General features: G+C 57.1%; 15 protein-coding genes. 8 read left to right on the forward strand and 7 right to left on the reverse strand.

Going from position 1 to position 14,782, the window contains the following annotated elements; all coding sequences use genetic code 11:
• Window positions 1–12: 12 nt before the first annotated feature.
• A complete protein-coding gene (locus tag C0039_RS10425; protein WP_076001172.1) occupies window positions 13–243 on the forward strand; it encodes a thioredoxin family protein in 231 nt (76 codons plus the stop codon).
• 5 nt (window positions 244–248) lie between these two features.
• On the opposite strand, the gene C0039_RS10430 is transcribed toward C0039_RS10425, so the two are convergent.
• Genes C0039_RS10430 through C0039_RS10445 form a run of 4 tightly spaced genes read right to left on the reverse strand, consistent with a single transcriptional unit; the run spans window position 249 to window position 3,738 of the window.
• On the reverse strand, window positions 249–1,421 hold the full coding sequence (locus tag C0039_RS10430; protein ID WP_076001171.1) for a lipid-transfer protein: 1,173 nt from the start codon (window positions 1,419–1,421) through the stop codon (window positions 249–251).
• Window positions 1,421–1,831, reverse strand: coding sequence for a Zn-ribbon domain-containing OB-fold protein (locus tag C0039_RS10435; protein WP_133125978.1), 411 nt, complete (start codon window positions 1,829–1,831; stop codon window positions 1,421–1,423). The genes C0039_RS10430 and C0039_RS10435 overlap by 1 nt, the downstream gene beginning before the upstream one ends.
• Before the next feature lie 3 nt (window positions 1,832–1,834).
• Window positions 1,835–2,986 (reverse strand): acyl-CoA dehydrogenase family protein, encoded by a 1,152-nt coding sequence (locus tag C0039_RS10440; RefSeq protein WP_101518018.1) that lies wholly within the window; start codon window positions 2,984–2,986, stop codon window positions 1,835–1,837.
• A gap of 11 nt (window positions 2,987–2,997) precedes the next feature.
• Window positions 2,998–3,738 (reverse strand): TetR/AcrR family transcriptional regulator, encoded by a 741-nt coding sequence (locus tag C0039_RS10445; RefSeq protein ID WP_133125979.1) that lies wholly within the window; start codon window positions 3,736–3,738, stop codon window positions 2,998–3,000.
• A gap of 35 nt (window positions 3,739–3,773) precedes the next feature.
• On the opposite strand from C0039_RS10445, the gene C0039_RS10450 reads away from it, so the two are divergent.
• From C0039_RS10450 to C0039_RS10470, 5 genes are all read left to right on the forward strand, one after another.
• Window positions 3,774–4,946 carry an acyl-CoA dehydrogenase family protein gene (locus tag C0039_RS10450; protein ID WP_101518020.1) on the forward strand — a complete coding sequence of 391 codons (1,173 nt, stop codon included), beginning with the start codon at window positions 3,774–3,776 and terminating at the stop codon, window positions 4,944–4,946.
• A 161-nt stretch (window positions 4,947–5,107) separates the two neighbouring features.
• Window positions 5,108–6,067, forward strand: coding sequence for a bifunctional MaoC family dehydratase N-terminal/OB-fold nucleic acid binding domain-containing protein (locus C0039_RS10455; protein ID WP_076001166.1), 960 nt, complete (start codon window positions 5,108–5,110; stop codon window positions 6,065–6,067).
• Between the two features lie 14 nt (window positions 6,068–6,081).
• Entirely contained in the window at window positions 6,082–6,513 is a 432-nt protein-coding gene (locus C0039_RS10460) for a MaoC/PaaZ C-terminal domain-containing protein (protein ID WP_101518021.1), read from the forward strand.
• A gap of 3 nt (window positions 6,514–6,516) precedes the next feature.
• A complete protein-coding gene (locus C0039_RS10465; RefSeq protein WP_076001164.1) occupies window positions 6,517–7,695 on the forward strand; it encodes a lipid-transfer protein in 1,179 nt (392 codons plus the stop codon).
• A 93-nt stretch (window positions 7,696–7,788) separates the two neighbouring features.
• Complete coding sequence (locus C0039_RS10470; protein WP_101518022.1) at window positions 7,789–9,000, forward strand: MFS transporter; 1,212 nt, start codon at window positions 7,789–7,791, stop codon at window positions 8,998–9,000.
• Between the two features lie 3 nt (window positions 9,001–9,003).
• On the opposite strand, the gene C0039_RS10475 is transcribed toward C0039_RS10470, so the two are convergent.
• Both C0039_RS10475 and C0039_RS10480 read right to left on the reverse strand, forming a co-directional pair.
• The gene (locus C0039_RS10475; RefSeq protein WP_101518023.1) at window positions 9,004–10,185 is read right to left on the reverse strand and encodes a DUF1214 domain-containing protein; all 1,182 of its coding nucleotides are present in this window, start codon (window positions 10,183–10,185) and stop codon (window positions 9,004–9,006) included.
• 36 nt (window positions 10,186–10,221) lie between these two features.
• Window positions 10,222–10,689 carry a MaoC family dehydratase gene (locus tag C0039_RS10480; RefSeq protein ID WP_076002390.1) on the reverse strand — a complete coding sequence of 156 codons (468 nt, stop codon included), beginning with the start codon at window positions 10,687–10,689 and terminating at the stop codon, window positions 10,222–10,224.
• Window positions 10,690–10,956: 267 nt separating this feature from the next.
• Between C0039_RS10480 and C0039_RS10485 the strand changes: the two genes are divergently transcribed.
• Together C0039_RS10485 and C0039_RS10490 are read left to right on the forward strand one after the other, a co-directional pair.
• Window positions 10,957–12,135 carry a steroid 3-ketoacyl-CoA thiolase gene (locus C0039_RS10485; RefSeq protein ID WP_076001161.1) on the forward strand — a complete coding sequence of 393 codons (1,179 nt, stop codon included), beginning with the start codon at window positions 10,957–10,959 and terminating at the stop codon, window positions 12,133–12,135.
• A gap of 29 nt (window positions 12,136–12,164) precedes the next feature.
• Window positions 12,165–13,079 carry an SDR family NAD(P)-dependent oxidoreductase gene (locus C0039_RS10490; protein ID WP_076001160.1) on the forward strand — a complete coding sequence of 305 codons (915 nt, stop codon included), beginning with the start codon at window positions 12,165–12,167 and terminating at the stop codon, window positions 13,077–13,079.
• 1,083 nt (window positions 13,080–14,162) lie between these two features.
• On the opposite strand, the gene C0039_RS10500 is transcribed toward C0039_RS10490, so the two are convergent.
• A complete protein-coding gene (locus tag C0039_RS10500; protein ID WP_101518025.1) occupies window positions 14,163–14,639 on the reverse strand; it encodes a GNAT family N-acetyltransferase in 477 nt (158 codons plus the stop codon).
• Window positions 14,640–14,782: the final 143 nt, after the last annotated feature.

The raw sequence follows: 14,782 nt of genomic DNA on the forward strand, positions 1-14,782 counted from the left end.
AGAAATCTTGTTATGAAGTTACAAATCTACGGCAGCGGTTGCGAGAAATGCAAATCGCTGGCAGCAAACGCAGAAGCGGCAGCGCAGGCACTCGGGGTCAGTTTTGAAATGGAGAAAGTGACCGATATGAATGCCATTATCGACGCCGGCGTTATGCGTACACCGGCGCTTGCCGTTGATGGGAAAGTGATTATCCAGGGCAAGGTTGCCAGTGCCGATGAAGTTCGGGCATTGCTTGAGTAGCGAGCTCAGTCCCGACCCAGGATAAGTGCACCGGTGGGCACACCCACACCGCTGCTCACCAGCACGTGCTCTACTGCCTTGGCCGGCTGACTGGTGGAGTCCCCTCTCACCAGGCGCACGCCCTCTGCTATATTGTTCATGCCGTGAATATAGGCCTCCGACAATAGTCCGCCGTGGGTATTGTTGGGCAGGCGTCCATCGATATCCAGCGCGCCATCGAGCACCATGTCCTTACCCTCGCCCTGCCCACAGAAGCCAAAGCTCTCCAGCTGCATTATCACCTCCGAGGAAAAGGCATCGTAGAGACAGGCGGCATCAATGTCTTTTGCCTCCAGCCCGGCCATGGCGTAAGCGCGCTGCCCGGCCAACTCCATCTCCGGCAGTGAGGTGAGTTCCTCACGGTAAAAGCTGGTCATCTCCTCCTGCCCCCGGGTCGACGCCTGGCTGATCCCGCGAATAACGGCCGGGCTTTTGCGCAGGTCCCTGGCGCGTTCGGCGCTGGTGACGATCACCGCGCACCCGCCATCCGTTTCCTGGCAGAAATCATAGAGACACAGGGGTGAGGCAATAGGCGGTGATGCCAGGTACTCTTCCATACTCAGGGGTTTGCCATAGCCGTAGGCACGCGGATTCGCCTGGGCATAGTTACGCTGCGATATCGCCACACGACCGAGGTCCTCGCGGGTCACGCCATATTCCTGCATGTACTTGTTGGCAATCATGGCGATCCAGCTGCCCGGTATCAACATGCCGTAGGCCATGTACCATGAATAGTGGATGAGTCCGGAGTTGATAATTTGCCCGGAGATGCCCTGCCCCATGCGCTTGCCTGAGCGACCATTCATGGCCCGATAACAAACCACAGTCTCTGCCTGGCCCGTCGCTACCGCCATAGCCGCCTGCAGAACGGTCCCTACGGCAGCGCCGCCACCATAATGAACGCGACTGAAGTACGTCAGGTCGTTCGCACCGATGGCGCGAGCGACATCCACTTCTTCGCTGTTGTCCAGCGTATAGGTGACCATCCCGTCGACAGCGCCAGGGTCAATTCCCGCATCTTCACAGGCAGCAACGATGCACTGCGCTGCCAGCGATAGCTCAGACACCCCGGACTTTTTGCTGAAGGGTGTCAGGCCAATACCGGCGATAGCGGTTTTATCTTTCAGTGAGTAGGCCATTAACGTGCCTCAGCGAGCTGGAATACAGGAATGTTGAATCCATCCGGGTCAGTGTGAATAACCATCTCCACCGGGAGGCCGAATGCCACGTCAGCGGGATCACAGTTGATCAGCTGTGAAGTCAGGCGCGTACCCTCTTCGAGGTCCACCAGGATAATTATCAGCGGATACTCGTAGCCCGGGAACTGTGGGTGGGTAAGCACGGTAAAACTGCAAATAGTGCCACGCCCACAAGCTTCGACCGCTTCCCACTTGATGGAGCGGCAATCACCGCACATGGGTCGCGGCGGGTGGCGCAAGCGCGAACAGCCCTGACAGCGCTGAATACCGAGCTTGCCTTCAGCAGCCATCTCCCACCACCAGGCATTATCAGGACCCAGCGGTGGCTTGATGCGAGTTGGGGCAGACAAGTCCTAGACCTCCAACGCGCTGAAACCCAGCGCATCGTCGCTCGCCAGCAGCTGGCCCAACTTTTCCAACTGCTGTGCGGCGTTGCCCAGGGAGTAACTGATCTGCTTGGCGAGCAGGTAAAAACGATGGATAGGATATTCCACATCCGCTCCCATACCGCCGTGGAGGTGCTGGGCAGTGCATACCACGCGGTGCGAGGCATCACAGGCCCACCACTTGGCAGCGCGCACTTCTGCTTGCGCCGGCAGACCTTCACTGAGGCGCCACATGGCGAGCCAATAGGTAGAGCGAATGCCTTCAACGTCGATGTAGCTGTCCGCCATGCGCATGGCCAGCGCCTGGAACGATCCCAGCGCAACGCCGAACTGCTTGCGCTCGCTGACATAGGCAGCGGTGCGCTTCATGGCTTCCTCGGTCACGCCTACCTGCAGTGCGCAATGCCCGACATTGGCGCGCTGTTCAATCCAGCCCACAATCTCGGCGCCCTGCCCGGCTTCGCCAAGCAGCGCATCCGCGCCGACGCGCACTCCACTCAGGGAGAGCTGGGCAGCGCGCTCACCGGACATGCCGATGGTGACCGGCGAGACGCTGACGCCCTGCGCGCTGGTGTCGACGACAAACACGCTGCTGGCACCATCTTCAGTTTCCACTGGCACCAGGATGAAATCTGCCACGGCACCATCAGGAACAACGGCTTTCTCGCCGTTCAACACCCAGGCATCGCCCTCTCTTTTTGCTGACACGCTGGTCGCCAACGCGTCCGACATTCCCAGCTCTGCAATAGCCGCACTGAACTTTGCCTCACCGGTAGCCAGCGCACCCAGCCAACGCGACTGCTGTTCTTCACTGCCGAATTCACCGATGGGCAGGCCGCCCAGTACCAGAGAAGCAAAGAGCGGTACCGGCGCTACGCGGCGTCCCTGCTCTTCCAGTACCATGCACAATTCCACCAGGCCGAGGCCGCTGCCGCCCGCGGACTCCGGCACCGAGATACCCAACAGACCCTGTTCGGCCAGGGTTGTCCACAATGCGTCGTCATAGGTTTCGCCGCTGCGTGAGAAAGCAAGCATAAACTCGTCAGTCGCCCGGTCGGTGAATATCTGGTAGGCCAACTCACGAATGGCGATCTGGTCTTCAGTGAAATTAAAATCCATCGTTTTCTACCTCAGTGTGTTCTGGCCATAGCAGCCAGATTCCGTGTGTAATTCAATTTCTCCTGCTCTGGATGCTCCAGAAACAGTGCCCTGTAAAACATGGTGGTGAGCAGTTCGGCCAGCTCTTCTACAGACAACTCAGCTGCGCGCAAGGACTCACTCTGGTTGATAAAATATTCACGCAGTAGCCCCTCGCCAATTCCCGCCAACGAGTAGACCACCATCAACGCCTGAAGCTGCGAGAAGTTCGCAGCCGGAAACAGACGCGGCATACGCTCCACCAACCACATCAACTGGCTGCGGTAGGCATCGCGCAGCACCTTGCCGAACTCGGCGTCTTCATCGGCAAGCTGCAGGAGGCAGCGCATGACCCCGGGCCGCTGGGCGTAACTGCGCACGACCAGCAAATTGTGGGCATAGATGCGGCCGTACCAATCGCCAGGCTCCACGCCTCGCTCAATTTCCCGGGCGTCCTGGCTGACCTGGGCAAAGTCGGTAAGCACTTCTACTGTCAACGACTTGAGGTCCTTGAAGTAGTGATAGAAAAGCCCCTGGGCCACCCCCGCTTCACGCGTTACGTCGACAATACGCATGCGGTGAAAGCCTTCACGCTCCAGCACCACCAGCGCCGCTCGCATGAGCTTGGCGCGGGCCTTCTCCCCCCTGGGACTGAGAGACCTGACTGACTCTGTGGTTTTGGCGTTGATTTTGACCATGGACAATAAAATAGTTGAATTTGAATTCAATTTCAATATTATTGTTACATCTCGATAGGAGGACCAGCAGAATGTTTGTCGAATACACTGACGCCCAAAAAGAACTGCGCAGAGAGTTTCGCGCCTATTTCAGCCAGCTGATTAAACCGGAGTACCGAGAGGACCTGCGCAACGCCGAGAGCGGGGACTTGTACAAGGAACTGATTCGGCAGCAGGGCAAGGACGGCATGCTCGCGGTGGGCTGGCCTGAGGAATATGGTGGCCGCGGGCTGACCGAGTCAGAACAATTGATTCGCTATGAGGAATCACTGCTGGCCGGTGCCCCTACCCCTTTCGTCACGCTCAACACTGTAGGCCCTGCAATCATCAGTCGCGGCACCGAGGAACAGAAAAAACGCTTCCTTCCCGGTATTGCTGCCGGTGAACTGCACTTCTCCATCGGTTACAGCGAGCCCAGCGCCGGTACCGACCTCGCTGCACTCACCACAACGGCTGTAAAGCACGAGGATCATTACCTGGTCAATGGCAGCAAGGTATACACCAGCGGCGCCGAGGGCGCCGACTATATCTGGCTGGCGGCGCGCACAGATTCTGAAGTGCCCAAGCACAAGGGGATTTCGATCCTTGTGGTCGATACATCTGACCCTGGTTTCTCTCGCGGCGATATACACACAATGGGAGGCGTGCACACCAACGTCACCTATTACGAAAATATCAAAGTACCATTGGATATGATCATCGGGCAGGAGAATGGCGGCTGGCGGTTGATAACCGAGCAGTTGAACCACGAGCGCGTGGGCCTTGCCGCGTGGGGGATACAGGGCTGGAAACTGTTCCGCGACGCGCTGACCTGGGCTCGCGAGAAACGCGGCCCCAATGGTGAGCGGGTGATCGATGACCCTATTGCCCAGCGCAGCCTGGCAGAAGTCTACTCGCACCTGGAAGCGATGCGGGTGATGAACGCACGCATGTCCTGGTCTCTGGACCAGCAGGAAATGGATGCGGTATTCCCCTCGGCGATAAAGGTATACTCCACAGAGATCATGTTGGAGATCTGTCGCCTGTTGATGGACATGGTGGGGCCCCACGCCCTGGTTTCTGCAGACAGCGACAGTGCTGTATTGCATGGCAACCTGGAACATGAGTATCGCCGCGCGACCATAAACACCTTTGGCGGCGGTGTTGTGGAAGTACTTCGCGGCCTGGTGGCCACCCACGGCCTGGGTATGCCTCAACATCGCTGAGGCAGCCACACTGTGCCGAGTTCGCTCGGCACATTAATACTATTAACAAGACCCTTTAACGTCATTCCCGCACAGGCACAGGCGGGAAGCCAGAAAACCGCCCCACTGGACTATCGCCCGCGCAGGGATGATGGATGGGGCATCAGGAGGAAGCCCTACACATGACACCAGAAGAGCAAAAAGTCTTCGAGGACAAGCTTTATGCCTACGTGGGCGTAGAGGTCTGTTCACGCAAGCCCGCCAAGGATGCGGTAAACGAGACCATGATCCGTCACTGGACGGAAGTCATGGGCGACACCAACCCTGCTTATACCGACCCGGAGTGGGCTGCCCAGAGCCGTCGCGGCAAGACCATCGCGCCGCCGGCGATGATGTACGTGTGGAACCAGGAGGGTTACTCGGTCGCCAGCTCTGGTCGCGCATCAGACCCGCAGACAGAAATGGCCGAGATGCTCAACGATCACGGCTTTACCGGCGTGCTCGGTACCAACGTAAAACAGGAGTACGTCAAGGAAATAAGCCCCGGCGACACCGTTTACGTACAGATGGTCATTGACAACATTTCCGAGCGAAAAGTCACTGCCCGCGGTCCCGGTTACTTCTTTGAAACACTGGCCACGTTCAGTGACCAGAATGGCGACACCATAGGCGTCCAACGCTTTCGGGTATTGAAGTTTATCCCCCAGGAGCAGCCAGCCGCTTCTGCGTCAGATGATAAATTGCAGGTACCGACTCGCATCGCCTCCCCGCGCGGCCACGACAACGGTTGGTGGTGGAATGCTGTGGACGAAGGCAAGGTGCTCATCCAGCGCTGCAAGGGATGCCAGACCCTGCGTCACCCTCCCCGACCTATGTGCGGCGAGTGTCAGTCGATGGAATGGGACTCGATTGAGTCCACTCTCGACGGAGAGATTATGAGTTTCACCGCGTTACGCCACCCGAAGATACCCGGCTACCCGGCCGACCCGATCTGTGCGGTGATAAAACTGGGTGAAGGCACCAACATCGTGTCCAACATTGTTGGCTGTGACTTCGATGACATTGCGATTGGCATGAAAGTAAAAGGCAAGGTGGAGCAGGTAGATGAGAAAACCATGCTGCCCCAGTTCTATCCCGCGTAAACAGGAGCGAGACAATGAGTGACTACAAAACATTGAGCCTCGCCGACGTTAGCGTTGGCGATCAACTTCCCAAACTGGACATCGACATCACCAGCGGCCTCATTGTGGCCGGTGCGTTGGCCACCCGCGACTACGAGCCGGTTCACCACGATAAGTCCGTTGCACAGGCTGCTGGCCTGCCGGACGTGTTCATGAACATTCTCACCAGCCAGGGCATCATGAGCCGCTTTGTCACCGACTGGAGCGGCCCGGAAGCGGTCATCAAGTCGCTGGACGTTAAACTGGGCGCCCCCAACGTTCCCGGCATGGTGATGACAGTCACCGGCGAGGTGACAGCATGTGACGAAAAAACCGGCCTGGTAGACGTTGCAGTAACCGGGGAAAACAATATTTGGGGCATGCATATGCAGGGCGGCGTGCAAATAGCACTGCCGGTGGAGGGATAAGCCGTGGTAGCTAATATCAAAGACAAGGCCGTGATTGTCGGCGTACATAACACCAAGTTTTCCAAAGACTCAGGGGTCTCCGAGTTATCGCTGGCCGCACAAGCGGTAAAAGGCGCGATTGATGACGCCGGTCTGAAGCCCAGTGACATCGATGGATTCGCCACTTTCACCATGGACAGCAACGACGAGATTGAAGTCGCCCGCGCCGTGGGCTGTGGCGACTTGACCTTCTGGGGTCGGTCACACTACGGGGGTGGCGCGGCGACCGGCAGCTTGCACCAGGCTGTTATGGCAGTAGCAACCGGAATGGCCGAATGTGTGGCGGTATATCGCGCACTCAACGGTCGCTCCGGCCAACGGTTCTCGAGTGGGGTGTCTGGCGAAATCATGACTGCCGATGCGATCCACTGGGGTTGGTATATGCCCTACGGCCTGCTGACGCCCGCCTCCTGGGTAGCCATGTTCAACCAACGCTGGATGCACCTGACCGGCGTGACCAAGGATGCCATGTTTGAAGTGGCCCACAGTACCCGCGAATACGCCATCAACAATCCCAATGCGTTTTTCCACGGCCGCTCGTTTGATCGTGCCGAATACGACGCATCGCGAATGATTGCCGACCCGCTGCAGCTGTTTGATTGCTGCCAGGAAAGTGACGGTGCCTCCTGCGTAATTGTAACCACTCCAGAGCGTGCCCGCGATCTGAAGCAGCCAGGCGTTGCCGTGCGTGGTGTCGCCCAGGCGGCCGCGCCTGACCAGGAACAGATGACATCGTTCTATCGCGAGGAGTTTGCCGCTATCCCGGAAATGGAGATCGCGGCGAAGAACTGCTTTGAAATGAGCGGGTTGTCGGTCGACGATATCGACGCTGCCGTAATTTACGACGCGTTCTCACCCATCGTGCTTTGGCAACTGGAGGCCTGGGGCTTCTGTGGCTTCGGCGAGTCCGGTGACTTCGTCCTCGACGGTGCACTGCGCCCCGGCGGGCGCTTGCCCACCAATACCCACGGAGGCCAGCTCTCCGAGGCTTATATCCATGGCGTGAATGGCATAGTCGAGGCAACCCGGCTGGTGCGCGGGCAATCCCGCAACCAGCCGGAGAAGGATATCAACCATGCGCTGGTCACCTCGGGCGTCGGTATTCCCACGGGTGGCGCGCTGCTGGGCAAGCTGGACTACTGATCGGTAACCGGGTCAACGCGGCGATCACTTGAGAAGCCCACCACCGCGAGGTGGTGGGCCTACAACAATAATCATTGAGAAAAGGTGAACCCTATGTACTACGGATGGCGGATCGTCGGTAGCAGCTTTGTCGCGCAGCTCTTTGTTATCGGATTCTTTACCTATGCGGTAAGCCTGCTGGTAGAGCCAATTCGGGCTGAATTCAGCGTATCCCTGGAACAGGTCATGTACAGTCTCACCGCTGCTACTTTCCTGGGCCTGTTCATGCAACCCGTGGGTGGCGCACTAATCGATCGTTATTCGGTGCGCACACTCATGGGCGTGGGCGCTGCGCTCTACGCCATAGGTCTGTACGCTGTGGCCAACAGCGCCAACCTGATTCAGTACATTGTTTTCTTCGCCTTGACCATGGCCGTAGCCAACGCCCTGGTCGGCTCCCTGTCTGCATCGGCAGTCATTTCACGCTGGTTCACCGCCAGTCGCGGCCGTGCACTGGGAGTCTCCGCCATCGGCACCTCCGTGGGCGGCGTCGTCATACCCGCACTCATCAGCTACTGGCTGGGCACCGTGGGATGGCGGGGCGCAATGGAAAACCTGGCACTGGCGGTATTGTTGATTGTATTGCCCGTGGTACTTGTGGGTATTCGCAGTCGACCCTCAGATGTTGGCCTCCTGCCTGAGCCGAGCCCTGAGGGTATGACGCCAGGTGCAGACCAGGACATGAACATGGGCGATATTCTGCGCACTCCCGCATTCTGGTTCGTCGGTTTAAGCCTGGGCTTACTGTTCAGCGCCTACACGGCAGTGTTGTCCAACCTGACACCCTATGCGGTGAACCTGGGCAGCAGCAAGGAACAGGCCTCCACGCTAATCATGGCGGTGGCGATATTCGGTTTCGTCGGCAAGCTGTTGTTCGGCATGGCGGCGGACAAATTCAGTCTGCGTGCAGCATTGTGGATGGCGCAGGGCCTGGTAGCGATTGCCTTTATTACCCTGGCCCAGGCGTCTTCACATTCGCTGATGATTGTCGGCGCGTCGCTGCTCGGCCTTGCCGCTGGCGGCATGCTCCCGGTATGGGGCGCACTCATGGCGCAGGTCTTTGGCCTTATCAGCTATGGTCGAGCCATGGGCCTGATGGGGCCACTGATCACGCTCTGCGTGATGCCCAGCTTTACCGTGATCGGGCGCATGTTTGATACCTACGCGAGTTACACGCCGGCGCTTTACCTGTTCACCGGGTTTTGCGTGGTAGCGGCGGCGCTGCTGCTGCCCTTGAAACTGCACCGTGCGACGACTTCAAGCTGATCCTCACAGCTGATCGAATGGAACCAGTTTGAACGTTGGCCTCTCGCTGTCGGTACTCATCTGGTAACGAATCGACAACAAACCCTCGGGCTTGCCCGCGGTATCCAGCCAATTCCCCGAAGGCGGCTTTTGCCTGGATACAACGATGCGGTAGCGACCGCCTTCAGTGACGATCTGTTGATCATTCAACGCCACCTGATACCGCTCCATGTCCAGGGACTGCATCCAGCGGTTTTGCAGGGAAACTGACCAGTAACTGGCGTCGGGCACGGCACCCTCCACAACCAATGCCTGATCATCCGCCAGGTAGAACCAGCCACCAAAGTACTCGTTGTCAAAAGTGGGGTAAAAAATACCGCCAAAATCACCACTGTAACTGGCTGGAGGTTCCGAGGTGTTGGGTGCATCGGCAAATATCTCAGCGAGGGCAATCGCGCCATCGACGGTGTCATTGAAAAACGCGCTGGCCGCGCGCAGTCCCGCGGCAATTCCGTCATCGCCGGCGGGACGGAACCCGGGCTCATCCAGGTTGCGTATGGTGAAGCTCGCCTCCGCCCTGCCCTCGCGCCCATGGTAGTACTGGCGCACCATTACCATGTGCACGTCGTCCTCCATTTGCAGCCAGTCCTGTCCTCCCGTCGGCCTCTGTTTGCTGAGCACGATATTGAAATTGCCCTGGGCATCAAACTGCAATTGCTCATTGGAAAGATTGGTAACTGCGCGGTTCCAGCCATTGATCTGGCGGCCATAGAGCATAAAACCAAGGTACTTCGCGTCGCGGCGGTTACCGCTAATTTCATAGCGATAACCAGGCGACAGTTCTGCGGAGTGGTAGATTGCGTCGGGGCTGTCACCCAGGAATTTCCGGTAGTTCCCCATCCAGTCGGTAAAACGGGGATGCACCCGGCTCCCCTTGTCGAGCTTCATTTCCAGTGAAGCGGAGGCAAGTTGACCAAGGTACTGCAACCCTTCAAGGCGCTCAGCTGGCGCAGTCGTCGAGGCAAAGACTCGGGATCCAGCGGCTTCCAGACTGGCGGAAAATTCACGCCATGCCTGCGCCGCCTCGCTACCCTGCGTCCACTGCGCCTCGGGCAGTGTAATCACCTTGCGCGCATTGAAGGTGCCAAACACGTAGGCAGCCAACACAAGCACTAACACCAATACACCCAGACCCAGTTTTTTCATTAATGCCTGCCGTTGACCGCGCGCAGTGGCGCTGCTTTACATGTAGATAAAGATTAGCTCATAAATGACCGCAGGTCGCTCGTCCTGACCCACTACATGCACGTGCTGCTCCATCACCATCTTGGTACCCTTGGACGTCGTGCTGACCTCCTTGATCCGGCTGCGGCTGCGGATAGAGCAGCCCACGGGTACGACGCCGGTGAAACGCAATTTGTCAGACCCATAGTTGAGCATATTGTTGAAGCCAGTGACCTCGTAGGACGGCTCTGAGCGCATCTTGGGTATCAGCACCAGGGTCAGGAAGCCATGCGCTACAGTGCAACCAAAAGGGCTGTCTGTCTTCGCCTTCTCAGGGTCGGTATGAATCCAGTAGTCGTCCCCGGTCAACTCGGCAAACTGATTCACCATCTCCTGGGTCACTTCTACCTCACCACTCCAGGGACCAAACTCGTCGCTTACCAGCGCCTGCATCCCCTCTACGTCATCGTAACGATACTGTTTCACTTCGCTTTCTCCACTTGACCAATAATCCGGGTATTCTACTTGCGCGGGGTCGTTGGGCGAGCGCGCGCAGGCAGTCATCCGCATGTGGCCTAACCAGCTAAACCATTGTCTTATATCCTTTTCCCGGCCTGTAGGCGCCCCCCCCAACACGGCAGAATAGGCACACGTTTATGGCGCAATCTGTCATTGCCCAGCATCGACACTAAAGTAGACTTAGTCCCTTCTTTTCCCACAGGCGCTGCGGCGTCTTGTAAGTGAGGTTTAATCATGCGTGAAGCAGTCATCGTAGAAGCAGTCAGAACACCAATCGCCCGCGGCAAGCCCGGAGTAGGCGCACTGCACGGGTTCCACGCTGTAGAGTTGCTGGGGCTGTCGCTAGAGGAAATCGTCCGTCGAAGCGGCCTTGATTACGCTGACGTGGACTACCTGGCCGGCGGCTGCGTCACCCAGGCAGGCGAACAGGCCGGCAACGTGGTGCGCAATGCCTGGCTGAACCTCGGCAAGGATTACACTGCCGGCGGCACGACACTGGACAACCAGTGCGGCTCCGCCCAGACCGCCAATCATATGATCTCCTCCATGATCCAGAGCGGCTCCATCAACATCGGTATCGCCTGTGGTGTAGAAGCCATGAGCCGCGTAGGCCTGGGCATGAACGTGTACAACGGTCCTGGCTACTTCATTCCCGAAAGCTGGCCCTGGGACTCAACCCCCGACCAATTCTCCAGTGCCCAACGTATTGCCGACAACCGCGGTATCACCCGGGAAAATGCCGACGACCTTGGCTATCAGTCACAGCTGCGCGCCAAGCAGGCCTGGGACCAGGGGCGTTTTGATCGCGAGGTCTTCGCAGTAGAGGCACCCGTGCTGGGTGAAGACGGCAAACCGACGGGGGAGACACGCACGGTAGATCGCGACCAGGGTCTACGCGAGACCACGCGCGAGGGGCTGTCCGAACTCAAAGCCGTTGGGGATGAGAAGTTCATTCACACTGCCGGCAACTCCTCGCAGATATCTGACGGCTCTGCTGCCGTACTGTGGATGACCGCAGAAGAAGCCAAGGCCCGCGGACTGAAGCCTCGCGCGCGCATCGTTACTGACTGCGTGGTGGGTACCGACCCCTACTACCTGCTCGACGGCCCGGTGGATGCAACAGCAAAGCTGTTTGCCAAAAGCGGCATGAGCATGAACGACATCGACCTGATTGAGATCAATGAGGCCTTTGCGGCCGTGGTGCTGTCGTGGGCGCAGGTGTACAACGCTGACCTTGACAAGGTAAATGTCAACGGCGGAGCTATTGCTCTCGGTCACCCCGTGGGATCTACCGGAGCGCGCCTGATCACCACTGCACTGCATGAACTGGAACGGGCCGATAAGACCACCGCGCTCATCGCCATGTGCTGCGGTTCATCCATTGGCACCGGCACTATCATCGAACGCATTTAACTATTGTAGTTATACAAGGAGTATTACCCATGGGAGACCTGAGCGGAAAAGTTGCCGTACTCACCGGCGCGGGCCGCGGCCTGGGCCGGGAAGAGGCTATCCAACTGGCCAAACAGGGCGCGCGTGTTGTGATCAACGACATCGACCTGCCCGACGCCAAGGAGGCTGCTGAATCAGCCGTTGAAGAAATCAAGAGCTTCGGCGGTGAGGCCATCGCCGTCTACGGTGACTGCGCAGACAGCGGTGATGCCGAGAACCTGATGAAAACCACGCTGGACACATTTGGTGACCTCAACATACTGGTCAATAACGCAGGCTTCTGCCGCGACAAAACTATCTTCGGTATGTCCGATGAAGAGTTCGACTCTGTGGTGCGCGTTCACCTGCGCGGTCACTTCGTCAACATGCGCAACGCCACTGCCTACTGGCGCGAGAAGGCCAAGAGTGGTGCTGACGTATACGGCCGACTGATCAGCACTTCTTCCGAAGCGGCTTTCTATGGCAGCGCCGGTCAACCCAACTATGCTGCCGCCAAGGCAGGCATCATTGCGATGACCATGGGAGCGGCCCAGTTGATGATCAAGTACGGCGTGACGGCCAATGTCATCATGCCCCGCGCCTTGACTGACATGACGGCTGGCGGCCAGACTGCAGCCCTGTTCGCACCACCGGAAGATGGTGGTTTCCATGCGTTTGACCCGACCAATGTCGCGCCGCTGGTAGGCTACCTCGCCTCCCCCGAGGCAGGCAAGATTTCCGGAGAAGTGTTTGTCGTCTGGGGGAACCAGGTGCAAGTGGCGCAGCGCCCCACCCTGCGCGATCCCTTCATCAACCCCAAAGGCGAGGCCAAATGGGACGTTGAAGACCTGCATAGCACGATGGCAAGTCACTACGATGACAACTACATGCCTGTTTGGGGTGGTTTTTCAGTATCGCCAGTCTGAGCCTTTTTGCAGCTCGAAAAGCCAGGGGTCTCGCGTAAAGCGAGGCCCCTTTTAGGTTAAGGCTCTGCGAGGACCATGGCTATACAGGGAATCGGGCGGCAGCTATAGAACTGTAAACGTTCATTTTTTACGAAGACGCAATCCGGCTGCCATTGCACAGATTGTCAACTCCGCGGAGACGCTGGGGAAACGGTTCGTGAGCAGAAGCGGCTCCTCAGCATAGCTTACATAGCATTCATTGAATGCTCGAGCGAGACTTCACCATTCGATATACGAAAAGGACCCCGGTGGAAAAATAAACTCTGTTTCTTTATGAGCAGCAGGTTTGACTGATGTGAGCGAACGCTGATCGCTTCGTTGCAAATACTCCCGCTGCTGGTCGAAAGCGAGCCTTTCAGTTCCTGCAAAAAATTGAGCACGGGGACGACCGCTCTCACTTCAAAGCGGCCGCCGCAATTAGCGCGTCACATAGGCCTGCTGTAACTGTAGGTTGTCCACATAAGCGCGAAAGTCTGGGTCGTAATTTTCTTTACGTAAATTCCAGATGTGTTGAAATGACGGGGCTACCATGGGCTGGCTGTAGTCTTGCGAAAGGGCGTCCCATACACTGCCGTCAAGATGGCCATTCTTATTTTCGAGAAAAGCGTTCTCCCAGGCACGGAAAAGTTAGTGCTCAAGATGGCCCACCGGACCGATTCTGCTTCTGTAATGTTGTCGTGAGACTCGTGGCGCGCACAAATATGTCCGTTATATCCTCGTTGGCAAAGGTCCTTGTAGCATCACGTAACTCACGCGACATATTGTGCATTGCTAACAGTCGTGCCTCCTTGTTCTGGTCACGAATCTGAACTGCGAGAAAAAGCAAAGATATGACCACGGCCGCCGCGCCTATAATTTCACCAATGGCGCTTATTGCATCCCAATTCATGGCACTCCCTTATTTTTAGGTTTCTGTAAGGATAGACAGAGGGCCACTATGGGAGACGGTAGCTGCCCTCTATTTAACACAATACCCATGTACATCATTTTGGTGCCTGTACTAAAAAGATTCATATTCGCTTATAGGCCAGGAGCGGACGTTCATTAACGCCTACAGCTGGGGGCGCTGTAAAGGCGTCCCACTTGCCTGTTCTTGTTAATGCGCATTTCTAGTGTGACCAGATAGTTTTCATTTGCCACCTCTGTGAATCCCATTCGCGTGTAAAGGTCAATCATTGAAGAACCTCGAAACGTTTTACATGTGATTTTGTCCTTACCTCTCACATTCATTTGCTCCAGAATCCATTCGTAGATCCTTGCACCATAGACGCTACCTTGCGCTGACTTCGAAAGCTGCAATGTATGAATATATAGATCGCTATCGCGCCATTCTATGGAAAGGAATCCAATCCAGCTTGTGGAGCTGAAAATCGAATAATTCTCGTTGCGCCTAAAGTTTCTATCAATCCAGTCTTGATTCCATGGCAAGCCATACTCTTCATGATACGGGATCATGTTTTCGCGCATGGTCTCAAATGCGAGATCGTAATCAGTATCACAAATTGGGAATACACCGATCATGCGCTTTAGCGCCTGCCGCAGCGGCGCACGAACCGCGCGGCAGCTTGAGCGTCAGGCCGCGAAGGGGCGAACTGCCGGTTTGGTTTTACCCCGACATGACGGACACCCAGAAAAGAGTGGATAATCACCACTTAACAGAGGTA

It is taken from the genome of Pseudohalioglobus lutimaris (genome assembly GCF_002866825.1).
GTDB lineage: Bacteria > Pseudomonadota > Gammaproteobacteria > Pseudomonadales > Halieaceae > Halioglobus > Halioglobus lutimaris.

Excerpts from the sequence above, each read along its gene's own strand:
- C0039_RS10425 (WP_076001172.1), top strand. The coding sequence starts at position 13 with ATGAAGTTACAAATCTACGGCAGCGGTTGCGAGAAATGCAAATCGCTG.
- C0039_RS10455 (WP_076001166.1), top strand. The coding sequence starts at position 5,108 with ATGACACCAGAAGAGCAAAAAGTCTTCGAGGACAAGCTTTATGCCTAC.
- C0039_RS10500 (WP_101518025.1), bottom strand. The coding sequence starts at position 14,639 with ATGATCGGTGTATTCCCAATTTGTGATACTGATTACGATCTCGCATTT.
- C0039_RS10470 (WP_101518022.1), top strand. The coding sequence starts at position 7,789 with ATGTACTACGGATGGCGGATCGTCGGTAGCAGCTTTGTCGCGCAGCTC.
- C0039_RS10440 (WP_101518018.1), bottom strand. The coding sequence starts at position 2,986 with ATGGATTTTAATTTCACTGAAGACCAGATCGCCATTCGTGAGTTGGCC.
- C0039_RS10490 (WP_076001160.1), top strand. The coding sequence starts at position 12,165 with ATGGGAGACCTGAGCGGAAAAGTTGCCGTACTCACCGGCGCGGGCCGC.
- C0039_RS10485 (WP_076001161.1), top strand. The coding sequence starts at position 10,957 with ATGCGTGAAGCAGTCATCGTAGAAGCAGTCAGAACACCAATCGCCCGC.
- C0039_RS10475 (WP_101518023.1), bottom strand. The coding sequence starts at position 10,185 with ATGAAAAAACTGGGTCTGGGTGTATTGGTGTTAGTGCTTGTGTTGGCT.
- C0039_RS10450 (WP_101518020.1), top strand. The coding sequence starts at position 3,774 with ATGTTTGTCGAATACACTGACGCCCAAAAAGAACTGCGCAGAGAGTTT.
- C0039_RS10430 (WP_076001171.1), bottom strand. The coding sequence starts at position 1,421 with ATGGCCTACTCACTGAAAGATAAAACCGCTATCGCCGGTATTGGCCTG.
- C0039_RS10460 (WP_101518021.1), top strand. The coding sequence starts at position 6,082 with ATGAGTGACTACAAAACATTGAGCCTCGCCGACGTTAGCGTTGGCGAT.